The organism is Pseudomonas multiresinivorans, assembly GCF_012971725.1.
GTDB lineage: Bacteria > Pseudomonadota > Gammaproteobacteria > Pseudomonadales > Pseudomonadaceae > Pseudomonas > Pseudomonas multiresinivorans.
The window spans coordinates 2,837,188-2,857,429 of the sequence record NZ_CP048833.1 but is presented as its reverse complement, the minus strand read 5'-3'; the positions used below and the strand labels follow the sequence as shown (position 1 = coordinate 2,857,429).

Here is a 20,242-nt window from a genome sequence, read left to right as displayed (position 1 = left end):
CATTTCAGAGCTTCGCCGTTGGACTGAGCGGCGATTCTTTTATAATCTCAAACTATGCATCAACTTATTTTTAATATCGTTTATGCATATGCTAACAACTGCCCGAGCGAGGCGCCGCGCACTGTTCGCCCAGCAACAGCAGCCCGAGAAAAACGGCTGACGCGACGCAGATCGGGCGGGTAGCATCCACGCATTCAACCCACAAGGTGAGCACTCGAGATGGCGAACGATACCTACACTCCCCCCCGTGTCTGGACCTGGGACAAGAGCAACGGCGGCGCCTTCGCCAGCATCAACCGGCCCATCGCCGGCCCGACCCACGAGAAGGAACTGCCACGCGGCAAGCACCCGCTGCAGCTGTATTCGCTGGCCACGCCCAACGGCGTGAAGGTCACCATCCTGCTCGAGGAACTGCTGGAGCTGGGCGTGACCGAAGCCGAGTACGACGCCTGGCCGATCAGGATCGGCGACGGCGACCAGTTCGGCAGCGGCTTCGTCGAGATCAACCCGAACTCGAAGATCCCGGCCCTGCTGGACACCAGCGTCGAGCCGGAATTGCGCATCTTCGAATCCGGCTCGATCCTGGTCTATCTGGCGGAAAAGTTCGGGCATTTCCTGCCCAAAGACCTGGCCAAGCGCACCGAGACGCTGAACTGGCTGTTCTGGCAGATGGGCAGCGCGCCCTTCCTCGGCGGCGGCTTCGGCCACTTCTACGCCTACGCGCCGGAGAAGTACGAATACCCGATCAACCGCTACGCCATGGAGGTCAAGCGCCAGCTCGACGTGCTCGACCGCCAGCTGGCCGAAAACCGCTACATCGCCGGCGACGAATACAGCATCGCCGACATGGCGATCTGGCCCTGGTACGGCGCGCTGCTGAACAACCAGGTATACGAAGCCGCCGAGTTCCTCGACGTGGAAAGCTACACCCACGTGCGCCGCTGGACCGACGAAATCGCCGCGCGCCCGGCAGTACAGCGCGGACGGCGGGTGAACCGCACCTGGGGCGATGATGCGTTGCCGGAGCGGCACAGTGCGGAGGACTTCAAGCGGTAATGGGCCGCCCCCTCCTGCGGATCGCGGACGGAGTCCGCTCCTACCTAGCCTGATGTTTTTGTAGGAGCGGACCCCGTCCGCAATTGGCCAGCCAGCGCCCCCGGTTCAAAGGTTCGCGAGCAAGCTCGCTCCTACAGGAACTCCATACCCCGCGCTCTGGCTCTGGCTTGAGAAGTCTTCCAGAAAAACATCCGCACGCTCCGAACGCCCCGTTCAGGAGGCCTCGTTGAAGCGGAGTTTCAGGGGTTGAGCGACATGGATGTCGCGAGAGCGATGTCGGGCCAGGGATGGCCCGTCAGCGCGTGCCCCTGAAACTCCGCTTCAACGAGGGAATTTTTCGCCCCAAGCGAAAAACCGGATGTCCGGGGCAAGACCTTTGCCTCCTTTGGGGCGTTTGCCAAAGGAGGTCGCCCGAGGGGGCGAAACAGGAAGTTTGCGCGCACGCCGAAGCGACGCGGGAAACCAAGGCGCGAGGCAGACTCATCGCGGACAAAGTCCGCTCCTACGAACAGGCACCGTGCCGCAGCAAGCTCGCTCCTACAAAAGAAAAAGCGGAGCCCCATGCGAGGCTCCGCTTTTCGTTGTGCCGGGAGAATTACTTGCCGGCAGTCAGCGCGCTGTAGCTGGTCATCAGATTCCGATAATCCGGAATGTGATTCGAGCACAGCGCCGCCAGCCCTTCGATGTCGTTGCGCCAGTCGCGGTGCAGCTCACAGGCCACGCCGAACCAGGTCATCAGCTGCGCGCCAGCCGCTTCCATCCGGCGCCAGGCCGCATCGCGGGTCATCTCGTTGAAGGTGCCGGACGCATCCGCCACCACGAACACATCGAAACCTTCCGCCAGGGCCGACAGCGCCGGGAACGCCACACAGACCTCGGTCACCACGCCGGCGATGATCAGCTGCTTCTTGCCGGTGGCCTTCACCGCTTTCACGAAGTCCTCGTTGTCCCAGGCGTTGATCTGGCCGGGGCGGGCAATATAGGGCGCGTCCGGGAACTGCGCTTTCAGCTCGGGAACCAGCGGGCCGTTGGGGCCGGTTTCGAAGCTGGTGGTGAGGATGGTCGGCAGGTTGAAGAACTTGGCCAGGTCACCCAGGGCGAGGACGTTGTTCTTGAACTTGTCCGGATCGATGTCGCGGACCAGTGAGAGCAGACCGGCCTGGTGATCGACCAGCAGTACGGCGGCATTGTCTTTGTCCAGGCGGTTGTAGGTGGCGTTGGTCATGGTGAAATCCTCGATTTGCTTTCAGTGGGACCGGCGTTGCCGGGAAGTGGTCTTGCAGTGCGTCACTGCATGGGAAGAGAGATTAATTTCGACACCATTGCTCCACCAGACGGCAAAAATCGCCTCTAGCGTTCCATTTACAGAACGATAAACACATGGAGCGCCGCTGGGGATTCGGGCTAGCCCGCGTGCCGCCAGGTCGAATGGTGTTCCTCATGGAAGAACTGGCGTTGCCAGCTCAAGGGCGTGACGCCTTCGATGCGGTAGAAGATCCGGCAGAAATGCGCCTGGTCGCAGAAGCCGCATTGCAGGCCGATCTCCGCCAGCGGGAAGGCTGATTCGCGCATCAGTTGCTTGGCCTTCTCCACACGCAGCATGCGCATCCATGCCTGGGGCGAGTGGCCGGTGGCGACCTTGAACTTGCGGGTGAAATCGCTGCGCGATAGGGCGCAGGCGGCGGCCAGGTCGCTCACCGCGATGCCGCTGTCCAGATGCTTGAGCAGCAAGGCCTGAGCACGCTCGCGCTGCCAGGGCGCAAGATCACGCTTTGGCGCGTCCACTGGCATCTGGCCGATCAGTCTCTGAAGCATGCTGTCCCTCCCCTGCGGTCTGGTGGCCATTTTTTGTGGGCGCAGGGGCGGCGGCGAGTTAAAGCTGGTTAAACGGCATTAACCCGTGGGAGCGAAAAAGCGGCGGATCGAAGGCCGGGATGCGGATTTTCCATCGCCCGCGTAGTCGCTCGCGATCAGCGCGGAAGCTCCCGACTGACGCTCGCCAAGCCTTGTCCGGCGTGGTTTGCGAGGCAAGGCAGCACGCAACGCCGTACCCCCGAAAGGCGATGCCGGGGCGAACGCGGCGTTAATCGTTATTAAGCAAACTGCCCGAAGCAGGCTGCCTGGCGCAGGATGGTCCAACGGCAAACCGTCGTTTACCCTGCATGTCATTCACGAAAAGAATGGCCAATCGACCGCAGAGTCGATGGACATGTGCCACCAGGTCCAGCACCTGGGCCGGCGCGGAACCTGCCCCAGCGTGCGAAAGCGACGACCAGACGATGACTCCCGAGCCCGTGGCGACGGTCGAAACCGTGCTTCATTTCGGCCCCTACCAGATATTTCCCACCTCACGCATGATCCTCGAGGCCGGCCGCCCGCTGCGCCTGGGCCAGCGTGCACTGGACATCCTTTTGGCGCTGCTGGAGCGCGCCGGCCAGGTGGTGAGCAAGGGCGAACTGCTGGCTCGCGCCTGGCCCGGCCAGGACATCGACGAAGGCAACCTGCGGGTGCACATGACCGCCCTGCGCAAAGCGCTGGGCGACGGCCAGAACGGCCGGCGCTTCATCGTCACGGTGGCGCTGCGCGGCTACAGCTTCGTCGAGCCGCTGACCATCTCAGCGCAGTCAACGCCCGCCCCGGGCGACGTGCAGTCGGCGGACCACAACCTGCCGCCCCGGCGCAATCGCCTACTGGGCCGCGAGGCGGAGTTGGAGCGCCTGGTCGCCGAGTTGCCGCGACGCCGCTGCATCAGCCTGGTAGGCAGCGGCGGCATCGGCAAGACCAGCCTCGCCCTGCAGGCCGCCGAGCGCTTCATCGGCCGGTATCCCCATGGCATTCGCATGCTCGACCTCACCCCGTTGCAGGACGCCCGGCCGCTGAACAGCACCCTCGCCTGCGCGCTGGGCATTCCGGGGCTGGCGGGCGAATCGCTGGAGCATATCTGCGCCCAGGTCGCTGACCGCCAGATGCTGCTGCTCATCGACAATTGCGAGCACCTGGTCGAGGCCGCCGCGCATCTGGTGGAATGCCTGCTGCGCCACGCGCCGCAGATCCACATCCTCGTCACCAGCCGCGAAAGCCTGCGCGCCACCGGCGAGCACATCCTGCCGCTGCGGCCACTCAGTTGCCCGCCTGCGCAGGTCGGCAGCGTCGAAGACGCCCTCGCCTACCCCGCCGTAGCGCTGCTCATCGAGCGTACCCGCGAGACCCACGAGGACTTCGAATTCCGCGCCGAAGACCTGCCCCGGGTTGGCGAAATCTGCCGGCGCTTGGAGGGCATTCCGCTGGCCCTGGAACTGGCAGCCGGCCACCTGGGCCAGGCCGATGGCAGCATCGATGCGCTGCTGCAGGGTGGCTACCTGGACCTTCCGCTGCAGTCCGATGAATCCCCCAGCCGCCACGAACACCTGCGCGCGATGCTCGACTGGAGCTACGCGCTGCTGGGCCCGGCAGAGCAGTCCTGCCTGCGCCGCCTCAGCGTCTTTCGCGGCAGCTTCACGCTGGACTCCATCGCCGCCGTCCTCGGCCAGCCGACGGACCTCGGCGCGGCCTTCCTGCTGGTGAACCACCTGACCGCCAAGTCGCTGCTGACCACCGAGATTCGCAGCGACGAAGTCACCTACCGGCTGCTCGAACCGACCCGTCTCTACGCACTGGAGAAACTCCAGTGCGCCGGTGAACTGCACGAGGCCCGCGAGCGCCATCTGGAGCTCTGCCAGCGTGCGATGCAGGCCGCGCAGAACGAATGGGAAAGGTCGGCCTCCCAGGGCTGGCTGAAACAGCATTCACCGTGGCTCGCGGATGTCCGCGCCGCCCTCGACTGGGGCCTCCACGTTGAAGTCCGGCACAGCCTGGCGATCCATCTCGCCGCCAGCTCGTCGCCGCTCTGGCAGGAGCTGTCGCTGCTACACGAATACGGCCCCTACGTGAGCGCCGCGCTCGGCCTGCTCAGCGCCGAATCCACTTCGTCGCTGCAACTGGCCATGCGCCTGGAACTGGCGCTGGGCAATACGACCTACCACGACGTGCGCGACAGCCAGGCGAACGAAGCCTTCCAGAACGCACGCTTCCTCGCCCGCCAGATCGGCGACCGCAACGGCGAACTGACGGCTCTGTCCGGTGGCCTGGCAGTGCTCCTGTGGGCCGGCCAGTATCAGCAGGCGGCCGAGCAGAGCCTGCATTTCGACCGGCTGAGCGACGGCCACGGCGAGATGCTCGCCACCAGCGCCCTGCGCCTGAAGGTGCTGGCGTTGCACTACTCGGGGAGTCAGGTGCACGCCCAGGCCGTCGGCGAAGCAGTGCTGCAGCGTCTGGAGCAGCAGCGCCGGGCCAATCGCTTCGCCCCGTGCCTGGGCGTGCAGTACGACCAGCAGGTCGCCTCCCTCGCCACCCAGGCACGCACGCTGTGGCTGCGCGGCCTGCCCGAGCAGGCGGAGCGCATGGCGACACAGGCCATCGAGCTGGCCTGCGAGATGAATCACAGCGCCTCCATCGCCTACAGCCTGGCCGTGGCTGGCTGCGTCATCGCCTTCTACAACGGCGAGTTCGACAAGGCCCGCCAACGCGTGCGGCAGATGATCGAAGTCGCCGAGCGCCATCGCGTCCCGCTATTCACCGATTGGGCGAGGCATTACGCGTGGGCCATGCAGCTCGACGAAGCGGCCAGCGCCGCAACGCCCGCCGTCGGCCTGGTGCGCGACATAGTGCAGACCCTCGGCGGGCGCACCCTTCCCGCCGACCAGGCGCAGCTGATGCGCGCACGCACTGGCGCGGCAGGCTGGTGCGCGCCGGAAATCCTGCGCAACGAGGCTGTGGCCCTGCTGCAGCGCGGCGACCGCGAATCCCTCCTTGGCGCCGAAACCCTGCTGGCCCGCGCTCTGGTGCTGGCGCAGGAGCAAGGCGCGCAGGCCTGGGAGCTGCGCTCGGCCACTTGCCTGGCGGAGCTCTGGAACGCTCAGGGTAAACAGGAACCGGCGCACCAACTGCTGGCCCCGATCTACCAGCGCTTCACCGAGGGCTTCGACTTACCGGACCAGCGCCGGGCTCGCCGGTGCCTTGAGGTCGTCAACGGACGCTGACGATGGCACCGCCACTGCGGTGTTCACAGACGAGGGCTCCGGCAGGTCGACAGCAAAGCCGTTTTCGTAAGAGCGGAGCTTCTCCGCGATCCTCCGGCAAGGCTCGCGTCAGGACGACCCGCCGGCAGGCTCGCCCCTGCAAAAAAGTCGGAAGCAAGGCTGCGCCGCATTCCCTATTCCCAAGCTCGCGCTCGCCGCCTACAATTGCGATTAATTCTTATCCGCAAAAATCCGACAGGGAGTTCGTGGTGTCCGGAGTTCTGCCGCCCTCGCCGCTGCACCAGCAGATGGACAGCCTCTACCGCGACCACAGTGGCTGGCTCACTGGCTGGCTGCGCAAGCGCCTGGTCGACCGCGATAAAGCCGCGGACATCACCCACGACACCTTCCTGCGCCTGCTCACCGGCACCGTCGCTCATCCGCTGCGCGAGCCCCGGCACTTCCTCGCCACAGTAGCCAAGCGGGTGATGATCGACCACCTGCGCAGGCGCAGTCTGGAACAGGCCTATCTGCAAGCCCTGGCCCTCGAGCCGGAACTGCTGGCCTGCTCACCCGAACAGCAACTGCTGGTACTGGAAACCCTGCTGCAGCTCGACGCCATGCTCGACGGCCTGGGCTACAAGGTGCGCCAGGCGTTCCTGCTTGCCCAGCTCGACGGGCTGGGTTACGCGCAGATCGCCCAGCGCCTCGGTGTCTCGGTCAGCTCGGTCACCAAGTACATGGCCAAGGCCACCGAGCAATGCCTGCTGTTCGCCCTGGACGCCGAAGCATGAACGCCGCGAAGCAAAGACTGGCCCTGCGCGACGCCGCGCACTGGCACGCGCGCCTCGGCGCTGCGCCAGGCTGCGCGAAAACTCAGAACCAGTGGCACGCCTGGCACCAGCAGGACACGCTGCACCAGTGGGCCTGGCAGCGCCTGCAGAACTTCCAGGCGGAACTCCAGGGGCTCCCCGGGCCGTTGGCGCGGCACACGCTGCTGGCAGGCGAGCCGCGCCTGGATCGGCGCACCGTGCTCAAGGGCCTGCTGCTGGGTGTCGGCAGCGCTGGCGTTGCCTGGTCCGGCTACCGGCAGATGCCGGTGTGGATGGCCGATGTGCGCACGCGTACCGGCGAGCGCCGCAACCTGACCCTCGACGACGGCACACGGATCGCCCTGAATACAGCCAGCGCCGTGGACATCCGCTACGACGCCGGCCAGCGCCTGATCATCCTGCGCGCCGGTGAAATCTGGCTGCAGACGGCCAAGGATCCGCGCCCGCTGAAGGTCCGCAGCGCCCAGGGCGAGATGCGTGCCCTGGGCACGCGCTTCAGCGTTCGCCAGTACGACGACCACACACAACTGGACGTCTTCGAGCACGCCGTCGCCGTGCGCAATGATCCGACTCGCGCCGAATTCATCGTGCAGGCCGGCGACCGCCTCGACTTCGGCAACGGCCCCTTGCCACAACCGCACCCGGTCCTGGAAAACCAGGCCGAATGGCGTAACGGTCGCCTGGTGATCGACGACTGGAGCCTGAAGCATGCACTGGTCGAACTGCAGCGCTATCGGCCTGGATTCATCCAGTGCTCGCCGGAAGTGGCCGGCCTGCGGCTCTCCGGCGCCTTCCCGCTGGACGACACCGACCGCGCGCTGGCCGCCATCGCCCAGGCGCTGCCGGTTCGGCTCGAGACGCGCACGCGCTTCTGGGTCCGCGTGCAACCTCGCGGCTGACGCACGGCCGAACCTTTTCGAAAAATATTCTCATTGCCGATTGTCGATTTGCATCTGCTCGCACGACTCCTTCTGCAAAACAGCCTCAAGGCATCCGAAGGAGTCTTCATGTTCCGCGCCACCCGCCCCCTTTTCCGCAGCGTGCCCCAGCCCCGCAAACCGCTGGCCATCGCCATCCTCGGCGCCAGCCTGACCTTGCAGGTCGGCCTCTTCCAACCCCTGCTGAACGCCGGCAGCCAGGCCAGCGCGGAATCCGCCGCGCGCCAGTACGCCATCGAGCCGGGCCCGCTGGGCGCTGTGCTCAGCCGCTTCGCCAGCGAATCGGGCATCGTGCTGTCGTTCGACGCCGGCCTCACCAGCGGCAAGCAAAGCCAGGGCCTTCGCGGCAGCTACACGCTGGAGCAGGGATTCGCCCAGTTGCTCGCTGGCCGCGGGCTGAAGGTGATGCGCAGTGACTCAGGGGATTACCTGCTCACCCCGCGCGGCAGCGATGACGTGCTGGAAATGGACGCCACCGACATCACCGGGCAGCAGCTGGGCGAAACCACCGAGGGCACCGGCTCCTACACCACCGGCCGCTCCAGCACCGCGACGAAGATGAACCTGTCCCTGCGCGAGACGCCGCAGTCGGTCAGCGTGATGACCCGCCAGCGCATGGACGACCAGAACCTCGCCAGCCTGCCCGAAGTACTGGAACAGACACCCGGCATCACCGTGCAGAACCTGGGCAGCGAGCGCTTCAACATCTACTCGCGGGGCTACTCGGTCGACAACTTCCAGTTCGACGGCATCCCCACCACGCTGGATATCGTCAGCCAGGTTTCGGCCCAGAGCCTGGCCGACATGGCGATCTACGACCGCGTGGAAGTACTGCGCGGCGCCACCGGCCTGATGACCGGCGCGGGCGACCCGTCGGCAACCATCAACATGGTGCGCAAGCGCCCCACGCAGCAGTTCCAGGGGCACATCAGCGGCGGCCTCGGCTCGTGGAACAAGTACCGCGGCGAGGTCGACCTGTCCGGCCCGCTCACCCCCACCGGCAACATCCGCGGCCGCAGCGTGCTGGCCTACCAGCAGAACGACAGCTTCATGGACCACTACCACCAGGAGCGCGAGGTCTACTACGGCATCCTCGAAGCCGACCTGACCGACAGCACCCTGCTGACCGTTGGCATGGACTACCAGAAGAACAAGCCCGAGGGTTCCTCCTCCGTAGCCTTCCCGCTGTTCTACAGCAACGGCGAGCAGACCGACTTCTCGCGCTCCACCAACAGTGCGGCGCGCTGGAGCTCCAACGAGCAGAACACCCTCAACAGCTTCTTCAGCCTGGAGCAGAAGCTCGCCCACGACTGGTCGCTGAAGGCCTCGCTGAACCAGATGTACATCGACCGCAGCGACTACGAACTGGCCACCGCCAGCTGGGGCTTCCCCAACAAGGCCAGCGGCGAAGGCGTGCGCCTGTATGGCGGCGCCGGCAGTACCTGGCAGAAGCAGACCGGCGTCGACCTCCAGGCCAAGGGCCCGTTCGAGCTGTTCGGCCGCGAGCATGAAGCCATCGTCGGCTACAACTATTCCAAGTACGAGAACCGCCACAGCCCCCTGCGCGGCACTGCCGTCGAAGGCCGCTACGTCAACTTCTACACCTGGGACAACTACACCGCGAAACCCAACACCTCGCTGGGCAAGCTCTACGACGGTGACACCACCATTTACCAGCGCGGCACCTATTTCGCGACCCGCCTGCGTCCCACCGACGACCTCTCGGTGATCCTCGGCGCGCGCAGCAGCGACTACGACTACACCTACGACCTGAGCTACGCGCTGACGCCGGCCTCGAACCGCCTCACCAAATACAAGGAAAGCGGCGTAGTCACGCCCTATGCCGGGGTGGTCTACGACCTCAACGACATCCACTCCGTCTACGCCAGCTACACCAGCATCTTCAAGCCGCAGAGCGTGCGCGACCGCGACGGTGCCACGCTGAAACCGCGCGAGGGCGACAACTACGAAGTCGGTTTCAAGAGCGAGTACTTCGGCGGGCGCCTGAACACCAGCGTCGCAGCCTTCGTCATCAAGCAGGACAACCTGGCCGAGGTGGACCCCGGCCAGGTCGTGCCGGGCACCACCACCGCGGCCTATCGCGCGGTAAACGGCGCCACCACCAAAGGTTTCGAGATGGAGCTGCAGGGCGAACTGCTGCCCGACTGGAACCTCAGCGCCAGCTACAACCACAGCATCACCAAGGACGCCGACGGCGAGCGCATCAACACCGTCAGCCCGGCCAATACAGTCAAGCTGTGGAGCACCTACCGCCTGCCCGGCGAGCTGGATCGACTCACCGTCGGCGGCGGCATGAACTGGCAGAGCGGCATCCACTTCACCGCCACACCGAGCGGCCTGCCGGGCACGGTGAAAGCCAAGCAGGACGACTACGCGGTGTTCGACCTGATGGCCCGCTACCAGGTAACGGACCAGCTTTCCGCCACGCTCAACGTCAACAACCTGTTCGACGAGAAGTACCTGAGCGCGCTCGACACCACTTTCTACAGCGGCTACTACGGCGACCCCCGCAACGTCATGCTCAGCACCCGCTACGACTTCTGAGAGCTGCGCTGCGTCCTGCCTGCCGGCATCGCTTCGCGAGCTGGCGGAAGTCAGCTTGACATTAAAGTTAACTTTAAACTTAGGGTAACCCTCGACAGCCGCCCGGCCATCACGCCGGGCGGTTCCACCAGGGTCACCAGAAGGTCAAGCAGATGAAGGCGAAGTTCAAGGAAGTCGAGTTCGGCTCGCACAGCGTTGAAGTGATCGAAGGCGGCTACTACGACCGCTACCGGATGAACCCGGACCTGGACCAGGTGGCGAAGGACCCCGCCGCCGGCAACATCGACTACTTCCGGCGCATTCCCAAGCAACTGGTCGCCTCGCGCGTCGGGCCGACCTGGGCACCTAACTTCTACTACCGCACCAGCAGCATCCAACTGCTGTTCCTGGCGCCCATCGATCGCTTGCGCGCGACGCTACCGGCGCCGCTGGAGCCTCTGCGCGCCCTGCCCGGCCACGGACTGGTGGCGCTCACCTTCTTCTCCTACTCGGTGTGTGACAACGATCCGTATGACGAGGTCTCGGTCGCCATCGTCATCCGCAGGCCAGGCGCCACCGGCAGCCACGCCCTCGAACTGCTCGACTCGATGCGCCGGCGCAGCTTCGTCGCCCATGTGCTGGCCTTGCCAGTCTCCACCGAGATCGCGCGGGTACGCGGGGTGCACGGCTACCAGTTGCCCAAGTGGCGCACCGGCATCCAGGTGAGGATCGACAGCGAAGTGGCCGCCAGCATCCAGGGGCCCGACAACAAACCAGACCTGAGCCTGAAGGCCCCGCTGCCGCCAATGAAGATCGTCGCCCCGCAATCGCGCCTGGGCACCACCACCATGGTCCATCAGGTCGATGGCCGCTGGCAGCAGACCCGTGTGCAGAGCAATACCCTTGCCTATGCGCAGAGGCTCCTGCCCCGCAATGTCCAGTTCACCCGCCATGGCGGCCCGCTCAGCCAGTTATTGGATGGCCTGGGGGCATCGCGCATCCTGCGCCTGGATGTGGTGAAGGACGCGCAGATCGTCCTGCACCTGCCAATGCCACTGCAAACGCCGCACTGACGGGTGCCACCGCATCGGCAATCCAGCTAGCGGCGGTCGCCATAGGCAATGCCGCAAAGGCATGAAAAGTATTCGCCGAAGGCAATGGCGTGCGAGCAAAAGGGCGTCCTTAATGGGCGCTCTTATCGCTTAAGTGCATCGAAATTCACTTCGATATGCCGGAAAAGGAATTCCCCGGAACAACCTTCAAACCAGGGAACGGGCTGCGCAGCGTCCATCGCACCCACTCCACGACGCACCGCCCAACCTGCGCGAGACGACCATGAGCAAACGCCCGAACTTCCTGCTGATCGTCGCCGACGATCTGGGTTTCTCCGACCTCGGTGCCTTCGGCGGCGAGATCGACACACCGAACCTCGATGCCCTGGCCACGGCCGGGTTGCGGCTCACCGACTTCCATGCCGCCTCGGCCTGCTCGCCGACCCGCGCGATGCTGCTGACCGGCACCGACCACCATCTCGCCGGCATTGGTGCGATGGCCGAGTTCAGCGACGAAACCATCCGCCGCAACCCCGGCTATGAGGGCCACCTCAACCAGCGCGTGGTGAGCCTCGCCGAACTGCTGCGCGACGCCGGCTATCACACGCTGATATCGGGAAAATGGCACCTGGGCCGAACGGCGGAAACCTCGGCGGCGGCGCGCGGCTTCGAGCGCTCGTTCATCCTCGAAGGAGCGGCGCACAATCACTACGGCTGGTCGCCGGACGTGCCACCGCAGAAGATGCCGCGCTTGCTGCATGCGGTCGAAGGCACCTACCGCAACGGCCTGGAACCGCTGAGCGAACTGCCAAAGGACTTCTATTCCTCCGACGCCTTCACCGACCGCCTGCTCGACTACCTGAGCGAACGCCCGGCGGACGATCACCGGCCTTTCTTCGCCTACCTGCCATTCTCGGCTCCGCACTTTCCGTTGCAGGCGCCGGACGACCTGATCGCCAAGTACAAGGGCCGTTACGACGGCGGCCCCGACGTTCTGCGCGAGCAACGCCTTGCCCGGCTCAAGGAACTGGGGCTGATCGACGAAGGGGTCGAAGCTCATCCGGTAGTGGCGGACACGCCCAACTGGCATGAGTTGGACGAAAGCGGCCGGCAGCAATCCGCCCGCGCCATGGAGGTCTACGCCGCCATGGTCGATCGTCTGGACTGGAACGTCGGCCGGGTCGTCGAGCGCCTGCGGGCCAGCGGCGAGCTGGACGACACGCTGATCCTCTTCCTTTCCGACAATGGCGCCGAAGGTGCCGCGCTGGAGGCATTGCCCATCGTCGGCAAACGCGCCCAGCGCTTCATCGGCAAGCACTACGACAACAGCCTGGAGAACGTCGGGCGGGCCAATTCCTATGTCTGGTACGGCCCGCGCTGGGCCCAGGCGGCCACCGCCCCTTCACGCCAATTCAAACTGTTCACCAGCCAGGGCGGCATTCGCGTACCTGCCTTCATCACCTGGCCGGGGCTGCGCCTGCAGGGCACCATCAGCCATGCCTTCGCCACGGTGATGGACATCGTGCCGACCCTGCTCGAGCTGGCCGGAACCCGCCATCCGGGCAGCCACTACCAGGGTCGCGAAGTATTGCCGATTCGTGGCCGCTCGCTGCTGGCCTACCTGCAGGGCGAAGAGGCCGAGCCGCACGGGCAGGACGAAACCACCGGGTGGGAATTGTTCCGCGCCCGCGCCGTCCGCCAGGGCAGCTGGAAGGCGCTGTACATTCCCAAGCCGGACGGCCCCGGCCGCTGGCAACTCTACGACCTCACGCGCGACCCCGGCGAAATCCACGACCTGGCGGAGCGGGAGCCGGAGCGCCTGCGCGCTCTGGTGGAGCAATGGCAACGCTACGTCGACGAAACCGGCGTGCTCGACTTCAGCTTCGCCGGCCGCCTGCTGCGCGAACTGGGGCGCGGCCTGCTGCGCATCTTCACGCGCCAGCCAAGAACCCTGTGAGCGAAGCCGATTCGGCCATCGACAGGCGGGGACTGCACGGCCCTGCCCTCCGGGCATATTTCCCATGCCGGCAAAGCATCGCAGCGAGGGCGCCTGTCATCAGCCCACGCGCCGTCGCAGCGAGCGGGAAGCGCGTTACTTCTTAGTCATTTCGGTTATTTAAATAACAAAAACAATTCCTTCATGAGCTAAATAAAACTCGCCATGATGGCGCTCCGAACGCCGCAAACGACCGTCGCAGACCGGCGCCGGGCCGTTGCCAGCCGAGTAGCGCACATGCACGCCGACACCATCGCCACCTGGGCCCAGGTCATTGCCCGCGCCTTGCAGGCCAATGGACACGATCCCAGCCCCCTGCTGCGCACCGCCGGCATCGACCAGGCACAGTTGCAGGATGCCAACCTGCGCATTCCCCTGGAGCGCATGAGTGCCCTCTGGCGTGCTGTCGAGCGCACCACGGGCAACCCGGCATTCGGCCTGGAGGTGGCCGCACACAGCCTGCCCACGGATTTCCACGGCCTGCTGTTCGCCCTGCAGAGCAGCGCCACCGTCGGCGAGGCGCTGGAGCGCGTGGTGCGGTTTTCCCCCGTTGTAAGCACGTCCGGCCAGGTCAGCCTGGAACGCGGCAACGGCGTCTGCCGGCTTGTGTACCGACGCATTCCCCGCGCCCAGGTGGAACAGATGGCCACCGAGGCGCTGCTCGCTTCCGGGCTACGGCATGCCACTCCGATCTGGGGCCTGGGCGTGGTGCGTTGCGTGCATCTGGCGCGGCCCCGCCCCATCGACGCCGACGCCTGGGAAGCGCGTTTCGGCCAGCGCCTGGTCTTCGATGCTGCACACAACGCCGTGGACTACGACCCGGCGCTACTGGAAATCCCGCTGCGCAGCGGTAACCGCGAGCTGGCGCAGATCCTCGATGGCAGCCTCAACAGCTACCTCAAGCGCCTGTCCGGCCACGACCTGCCCGAGCAGGTCCGCCAATCCATCGTGCGCCAACTGCCCAGCGGCGAAGTCCAGCAGGGGCTGGTCGCCGAGGAACTGGGCATGAGCACGCGCAACCTGCATCGCCACCTGCTGCGTCATGCCACCAGTTTCACCGAGCTCCTGGAGGAAACACGCCGTGAACTGGCGTTCGCGCACCTGCGCCAGCCTCACTGCTCGGTCAACGAAGTCTGCTACCGGCTGGGCTTCAACGAGCCCAGCAGCTTCAACCGCGCATTCCGCCGCTGGACCGGCCAGAGCCCAGGGCAATGGCGCCAGGGCGAACTGGGCCTGGCCGAGTCACCGCCTGCCATCCGGCCAACCGGTGGCTTCGCCCTGGCCCTGTGAGACCGGTATCTGTCTGCGGCGGACCATGGATTGTCCGCCAAAGCCCATCGTCTTCGAGCGCGCTTGCCTAGCATCGGCGACCAGAGGGGTGACCAGCCCCCGCTCCGCCGACTTCCAGCCGTGCGTGCCACGGCCCTGCTGCAAGGACAAGCCATGCATAGACTCCCTTCGAGCGCCAGCCGCACCGGCCTGGCGCTGCACCCACTGACCCTGGCGCTGCTGCTGGCCGCTGGCAATGCCGCCGCCGATGAGCAGAGCGCCGTCGGCAACGACGGCCAAGCCGTTACCGATGCCCTGCAGACGGTCACCGTGACCGCCCGCCGCCGCGAGGAAAACGCCCAGGACGTGCCGACACCGATCACCACACTCAGCGGCGACACCCTCGACAAACAGCGCATCTACAAGATCCAGGACCTGCAGCAGGCATTGCCCAGCGTGAACGTCGCCTACATCCACGCGCGCCAGTCGAGCCTGGCCGTGCGCGGCATCGGCAACAACCCGGCCAGCGACGGCCTGGAAGGTTCCGCCGGGATCTACCTGGACAACGTCTACCTCGGCCGCCCCGGCATGGCCGTGTTCGACCTGATGGACATCGAGCAACTCGACCTGCTGCGCGGCCCGCAGGGCACCCTGTTCGGCAAGAACACCACCGCTGGCGTGCTGAACATCACCACGCGCAAGCCGACCTTCACCCCCGAGAGCAGCATCGAAACCTCCGGCGGCGAAAACGGCTACTTCCAGGGCAAGGGCAGTTTCTCCGGCCCGCTGACCGACACCCTCGCCGGACGCCTGTCGCTCTACCGCACCCGCGACGACGGCTACCTGAACAACCTGGCCGACGGTCGCACCCTGCTCGGCGGCGAGCGCGAGGGCATGCGCGGCCAATTGCTGTTCCAGCCCAACGACGACTTCAACCTGCGCTGGATCAACGAGTACAACAGCGAGAATTCCAGCCAGGGCAGCGGCGTGATCTATGGCGGCTCCAGCCAGTTCTGGCGCCGTGCCGCGCTGGTCGGCGCTCATCCGGTGCTGGGCAAATCCAACATCGATGGCCGGCAGAACGTCAGCGTCCACCAGAACGCCAGTTCCGTGGAGGCCAACTGGAACCTCAATGGCGGCTACAAGCTGACGTCGATCAGCGCCTACCGCTATTGGCACTTCAACCCGGCCAACGATTCGGACGAGCTGGACGTGCCGGTGATCCGCGACCTGGGCTACGAAATCCACGACCGCCAGTTCTCCCAGGAAATCCGCCTGGCTTCGCCCACCGGCGGCGCCTTCGACTACGTGGTGGGCGCCTACGCCTTCCGCCAGAGCCTGAACAACCGCTATTTCGTCGACCTCGGCCCGCTGGCCGACCTCAACCTGATCGGCGCCAACCTCAACGCGCTGAACAACGTCAGCAGCACCAGCAAGGGCTGGATCGACACTGACAGTTTCGCGCTGTTCTCCCAGGGCACCTGGCACCTGACCGACAAGCTGGACTTCACCCTCGGCCTGCGCGGCACCTATGAAGAGAAGCAGGCACAGGTGCAGCGTTATGCCCCCGAAGGCGGAGCCGCGGTCAGCGGCGTTCCGGCGGCGATCCGCGCCAGCCAGGCCGGCGCCTACGACTCCGGCGACCTCAGCCTGCACAACGCTGCGCCCTCGGCGTTGCTCAGCCTGAGCTACAAGTTCGACGACAACCTGCTCGGCTACGCCTCGTTGTCCCATGGCGAGAAATCCGGCGGGGTGAACCTCACGGTCGGCAGCGCCCCGAGCGCCGGCGCCGATTCCCTGCTGGTCGGCCCCGAGCGCGCCAACGATGCCGAACTGGGGCTCAAGCGCACTCTCTTCGACCGGCGCCTGCAGCTCAACGCCAACCTGTTCTGGACCGGCATCACCGGCTACCAGGCCACCACCTACTACCAGCCCGCGGGCTCAGTCACCGGCTACCAGGTACTCGCCAATGCCGGCGACCTGCGCTCGCGCGGCCTGGAGTTCGAGGCAACCGCACTACCGCTGCGCGGCCTGACGCTGAACTTCAACGGCTCGTTCAACGACGTCACCTACCTGTCGTTCAAGGACGCCCCCTGCCCCGCCGAGGTCAGCAGCCAGCCCGACGCACCGACCACCTGCGACCTCTCCGGCGAACGGGTGATGGGCGCCTCGCGCTGGATCGCCAACCTCAACGGCGAATACAAGTGGCAGCTGGACAACCGCTTCGAGCCCTACGTCACCGCGAGCTACGCCTACCGCTCCGAAGCGGAAGGCACGCTGGACAACTCCAGCCTGTCGAAAATCCCCGGCTACGGCCTGGCCAACTTCTCGGTGGGCCTGCGCCACGAAGTTGGCGACGGGCTGCTGGATGCCTCCCTGTGGGTGAAGAACGCCTTCGACAAGGAGTACTACCAGGCGGTCATCGCTTCCTCCAACGGCCTGTACGTGGGCTATCCGGGCCAGCCGCGTGTGACCGGCGTGACCCTGCGCTACGACTTCTGAGGTGAACATGAGCCAGACACAGATCAGCCTCGGCGCCTTCCTGATGGGCAGCGGTCACCACCTGGCCGCCTGGCGCCACCCTTTGGCCCCCACGGGAGCCCTGGACCTCGCACACTTCCGCCGCCTGGCGCAGACTGCCGAACGCGGCCTGTTCGACGCGATCTTCTTCGCCGACAACCTCGCCCTGCTTGGCAGCAATGAACTGGCCGCGCACACCACTCTTGGCGAGGTATTCGACCCGCTGATCCTGCTCGCCTCGCTGGCCTCGGTCACCGAGCGCATCGGCCTGATTTCCACGGTCTCCACCAGCTACAACGACCCCTACCTGCTGGCGCGCCGCTTCGCCTCGCTCGATCACCTGTCCGGTGGCCGCGCCGGCTGGAACCTGGTGACCTCGGCCACCGACCAGGAAGCGCAGAACTTCGGCCTCGACCAGCACTTCGAGCACGCCGACCGCTACGCCCGCGCCGAGGAATTCATCGACGTCGCACGCGGCCTGTGGGACAGCTTCGCCGACGATGCCTTCCTGCGCGACAAGCTCGGCGGGCGCTACTTCGACGCGGAAAAGCTGCGAACCCTGGCCCACCACGGCGACTACTACCGGGTGCGCGGCCCGCTGAACCAGCCGCGTTCGCCGCAGGGGCACCCGGTTCTGGTACAGGCGGGTTCGTCGGAGCCCGGCAAGGCCCTGGCCGCGCGAACCGCCGAAGTGGTGTTCACCGCCCAGCAGACGCTGGAAGACGCCCGCGCCTTCTACAGCGACCTGAAGGGACGTCTGGCTGGATATGGACGTGAAGCCCACGAGCTGAAGATCATGCCGGGCATTTCGCCCGTCATCGGGCGGACTCAGAGCGAAGCCGAGGATCTCCAGGCGGAACTGCAGGAGCTGATCGAACCGCAGCTGGGCCTTGCCCTGCTCTCAGGCATGGCGGGCGGCCTAGACCTGTCGCGCTTCCCGCTGGACGGCCCGCTGCCGGAGCTGCCGCCCAGCAACGCGATGAAAAGTAGGCAGACCCTGTTCGTCGAGTTGGCGCGCCGGGAGAACCTGACACTGCGCCAGCTCTACCTGCGGGCGGCCAGCGCACGCGGGCACTGCACGCTGGTGGGCGATCCGAAGCAGATCGCCGACCACCTGGAAGCCTGGTTCAGCGCCGGCGCCGCCGACGGCTTCAACATCATGCCGCCGCTGTTGCCCCACGGCCTGGACGGCTTCGTCGAGCTGGTGGTGCCGGAGTTGCAGAAGCGCGGGCTGTACCGCCGCGAATACCGCGGCAGCACATTGCGCGAGCACCTCGGGTTGCGCCGTCCCGAGCGTCGGTAGACAGGAGAAGCCGGCGGCGATTGCGCCGCCGGGATTACTGCTCGCGGACCAGCAGCACCGGACGCGTGCTCGCGCGCAGCACGCCCTCGGCCACGCTACCCAGCATCAGGCGCTGCACGCCGCGGCGGCCGTGGGTGCCCATGACGATGGCGTCGGCCTTGACCGCCTCAGCCTCGGCCTCAATGCGGTCGGCCACCTCCTCGCCCACGCTTTCCATGGCGACCTGCTCGAAGCTGGCGGGCACTGCGTACTCGGCAACCACTTCCCGCGCCTTGCCGAGAATGTCTTCGGCGGCCTTCAATGCAGCCGCGTGCAGCGCCTCGGTGTCGTAGTACTTGGCGTAGTAAGGCAGGTGCGCCAGAGGGCGGTCGATGACGGTGATGACGTGCAGCTCGCCACCACTCATGCGGACCAGCCGCGCGCCTTCGGCCACGGCGCGGAGCGAAACCGGACTGCCATCCACTGCTACCAGGACATGTTCATACATGGTGGGTACCTCCCAAGGATTGGTCAGCCCACCTTAACGTTGCCGGCGGGCAATCCCCTTGTGCCGCATCAATGCTTTCGCCGTGGTCCGCGCGCGCTCAGGTCGCCGCTGCGGCCACTTCGTCGCGGCAGGCGGAAGGGCTCTGCCCGGTCCAGCGCTTGAAGGCCCGGCGGAAGCCGCGCACATCACTGTAGCCAAGCGCCTCGGCGATGCGCTCGATGGGCATTTCCGGGTTGTTCAGCAGGCTCATGGCGCGCGCGTGGCGCACCTGTTCCTGCAGGGCGTCGAAGCTCAACCCGTGCTCGCTCAGGCGGCGACGCAAGGTGCGGCTGCTCATGTTCAGCTCACCGGCAACCTTGTCGATGGGGCTGCCGTTAGCCAGGTCGCGGGCGATGGCGCGCTCCACCGTTTCCAGCAGGCCGGTCTTCTGCTGCACCTGGGCGTACTCCGCCTCCAGCAGGCTGAGCGCCTGGCGCAGCGCGACCGGGTGATGGCTGGGCAACTGCACGTCCAGCCAGTGGCTGGCAATGACCACGCGGTTGTGCAGGCAGCCGAATTGCAGGTTCGGCCCGAGCAGCCGGCGGTACTCCGCCTCGTAGGCCGGCGCGGCATGGGTGAACTCGAAGCGCAGGGGCTGGAACTGGGGGCCGATCAGCGTGCGGTTGTAGACCAGCAGGCTGGCGAAGAACTCTTCCACGGCGAACACCTGGATGTCGGCGTAGGGCAACCGGCATTCGACTTCGATGAAGCTTTCCTCGGGCCCCTCGATCAGGTTGCACAGCGCTATGCCGCCGGTGGTGTGCTGGAAGCGCCGGCCCAACTCGAAAGCGTCGCGCAGGGTCTTGCAGAGGGACAGTACGTGGCCAAGCAGGCCGAGGGTACCCAGCACGTTGTGATGGCCGACCAAGAGCCCCAGGCCACGCTCGGGCAGCGCCGCGAGGGCTCGCTGGATCATCGCCACCGTCTGCCGGTAGGTGACGCGCTGCGCCGGGTCCTGCAGCTCCTCGGCGGTAAAGCCGAGCCCGCGACACAGGCGCTCGCTGCTCACTCCCTGGTCACTGGCGACTTCGGCGAGGGTCTGCAGCAGGAAAGGTGAAACCAGGGCCAGGTCGAATTGCGCGTCGATGCTTGTGCTGGGCATGTAGGCTGCTCTCGAGCGGAGGCGCCGGCGATTCTTGTCATGTGGG

At 66.1% G+C, this 20,242-nt stretch carries 14 protein-coding genes; 10 read left to right on the top strand and 4 right to left on the bottom strand.

The genetic code is table 11. The features are described from left to right. The first annotated feature begins 219 nt into the window (after positions 1–219). Positions 220–1,056: a glutathione-dependent disulfide-bond oxidoreductase gene (yghU, locus tag G4G71_RS13125; protein WP_169938186.1), complete on the top strand. Its 837-nt coding sequence runs from the start codon at positions 220–222 to the stop codon at positions 1,054–1,056. Positions 1,057–1,651: 595 nt separating this feature from the next. Here the strand turns inward: yghU and ycaC are convergent. Both ycaC and G4G71_RS13115 read right to left on the bottom strand, forming a co-directional pair. After that, positions 1,652–2,281, bottom strand: a complete 630-nt coding sequence (ycaC, locus tag G4G71_RS13120; protein WP_054908536.1) for an isochorismate family cysteine hydrolase YcaC — start codon at positions 2,279–2,281, stop codon at positions 1,652–1,654. 179 nt (positions 2,282–2,460) lie between these two features. Continuing rightward, entirely contained in the window at positions 2,461–2,871 is a 411-nt protein-coding gene (locus G4G71_RS13115; protein WP_169938184.1) for a helix-turn-helix domain-containing protein, read from the bottom strand. A gap of 464 nt (positions 2,872–3,335) precedes the next feature. Here G4G71_RS13115 and G4G71_RS13110 point away from each other — a divergent pair, with 464 nt between their 5' ends. The 9 genes from G4G71_RS13110 to G4G71_RS13070 all read left to right on the top strand — a co-directional run bounded on the left by G4G71_RS13110 (position 3,336) and on the right by G4G71_RS13070 (position 18,568). Then, on the top strand, positions 3,336–6,134 hold the full coding sequence (locus G4G71_RS13110) for an ATP-binding protein (protein WP_169938181.1): 2,799 nt from the start codon (positions 3,336–3,338) through the stop codon (positions 6,132–6,134). Between the two features lie 287 nt (positions 6,135–6,421). Then, the gene (locus G4G71_RS13105) at positions 6,422–6,907 is read left to right on the top strand and encodes a sigma-70 family RNA polymerase sigma factor (protein ID WP_169942643.1); all 486 of its coding nucleotides are present in this window, start codon (positions 6,422–6,424) and stop codon (positions 6,905–6,907) included. After that, positions 6,904–7,845 carry a FecR domain-containing protein gene (locus G4G71_RS13100; protein WP_169938179.1) on the top strand — a complete coding sequence of 314 codons (942 nt, stop codon included), beginning with the start codon at positions 6,904–6,906 and terminating at the stop codon, positions 7,843–7,845. Before G4G71_RS13105 ends, G4G71_RS13100 begins: the two co-directional genes overlap by 4 nt. A 108-nt stretch (positions 7,846–7,953) precedes the next feature. Continuing rightward, positions 7,954–10,449 carry a TonB-dependent siderophore receptor gene (locus G4G71_RS13095; protein WP_169938177.1) on the top strand — a complete coding sequence of 832 codons (2,496 nt, stop codon included), beginning with the start codon at positions 7,954–7,956 and terminating at the stop codon, positions 10,447–10,449. A gap of 152 nt (positions 10,450–10,601) precedes the next feature. Beyond that, entirely contained in the window at positions 10,602–11,501 is a 900-nt protein-coding gene (locus tag G4G71_RS13090; RefSeq protein WP_169938175.1) for an acetoacetate decarboxylase, read from the top strand. A 262-nt stretch (positions 11,502–11,763) separates the two neighbouring features. Further along, positions 11,764–13,437, top strand: a complete 1,674-nt coding sequence (locus G4G71_RS13085) for an arylsulfatase (RefSeq protein ID WP_169938173.1) — start codon at positions 11,764–11,766, stop codon at positions 13,435–13,437. Between the two features lie 276 nt (positions 13,438–13,713). After that, entirely contained in the window at positions 13,714–14,766 is a 1,053-nt protein-coding gene (locus G4G71_RS13080; protein WP_169938170.1) for an AraC family transcriptional regulator, read from the top strand. A 153-nt stretch (positions 14,767–14,919) separates the two neighbouring features. After that, complete coding sequence (locus G4G71_RS13075) at positions 14,920–17,247, top strand: TonB-dependent receptor (RefSeq protein ID WP_169938168.1); 2,328 nt, start codon at positions 14,920–14,922, stop codon at positions 17,245–17,247. Between the two features lie 7 nt (positions 17,248–17,254). Further along, positions 17,255–18,568, top strand: a complete 1,314-nt coding sequence (locus G4G71_RS13070) for an LLM class flavin-dependent oxidoreductase (RefSeq protein ID WP_169938166.1) — start codon at positions 17,255–17,257, stop codon at positions 18,566–18,568. Positions 18,569–18,602: 34 nt separating this feature from the next. Here G4G71_RS13070 and G4G71_RS13065 read toward each other — a convergent pair whose 3' ends face one another. Together G4G71_RS13065 and G4G71_RS13060 are read right to left on the bottom strand one after the other, a co-directional pair. Then, positions 18,603–19,055 carry a universal stress protein gene (locus tag G4G71_RS13065; RefSeq protein ID WP_169938164.1) on the bottom strand — a complete coding sequence of 151 codons (453 nt, stop codon included), beginning with the start codon at positions 19,053–19,055 and terminating at the stop codon, positions 18,603–18,605. 97 nt (positions 19,056–19,152) lie between these two features. Further along, positions 19,153–20,196: an AraC family transcriptional regulator gene (locus tag G4G71_RS13060; RefSeq protein ID WP_169938163.1), complete on the bottom strand. Its 1,044-nt coding sequence runs from the start codon at positions 20,194–20,196 to the stop codon at positions 19,153–19,155. Positions 20,197–20,242: the final 46 nt, after the last annotated feature.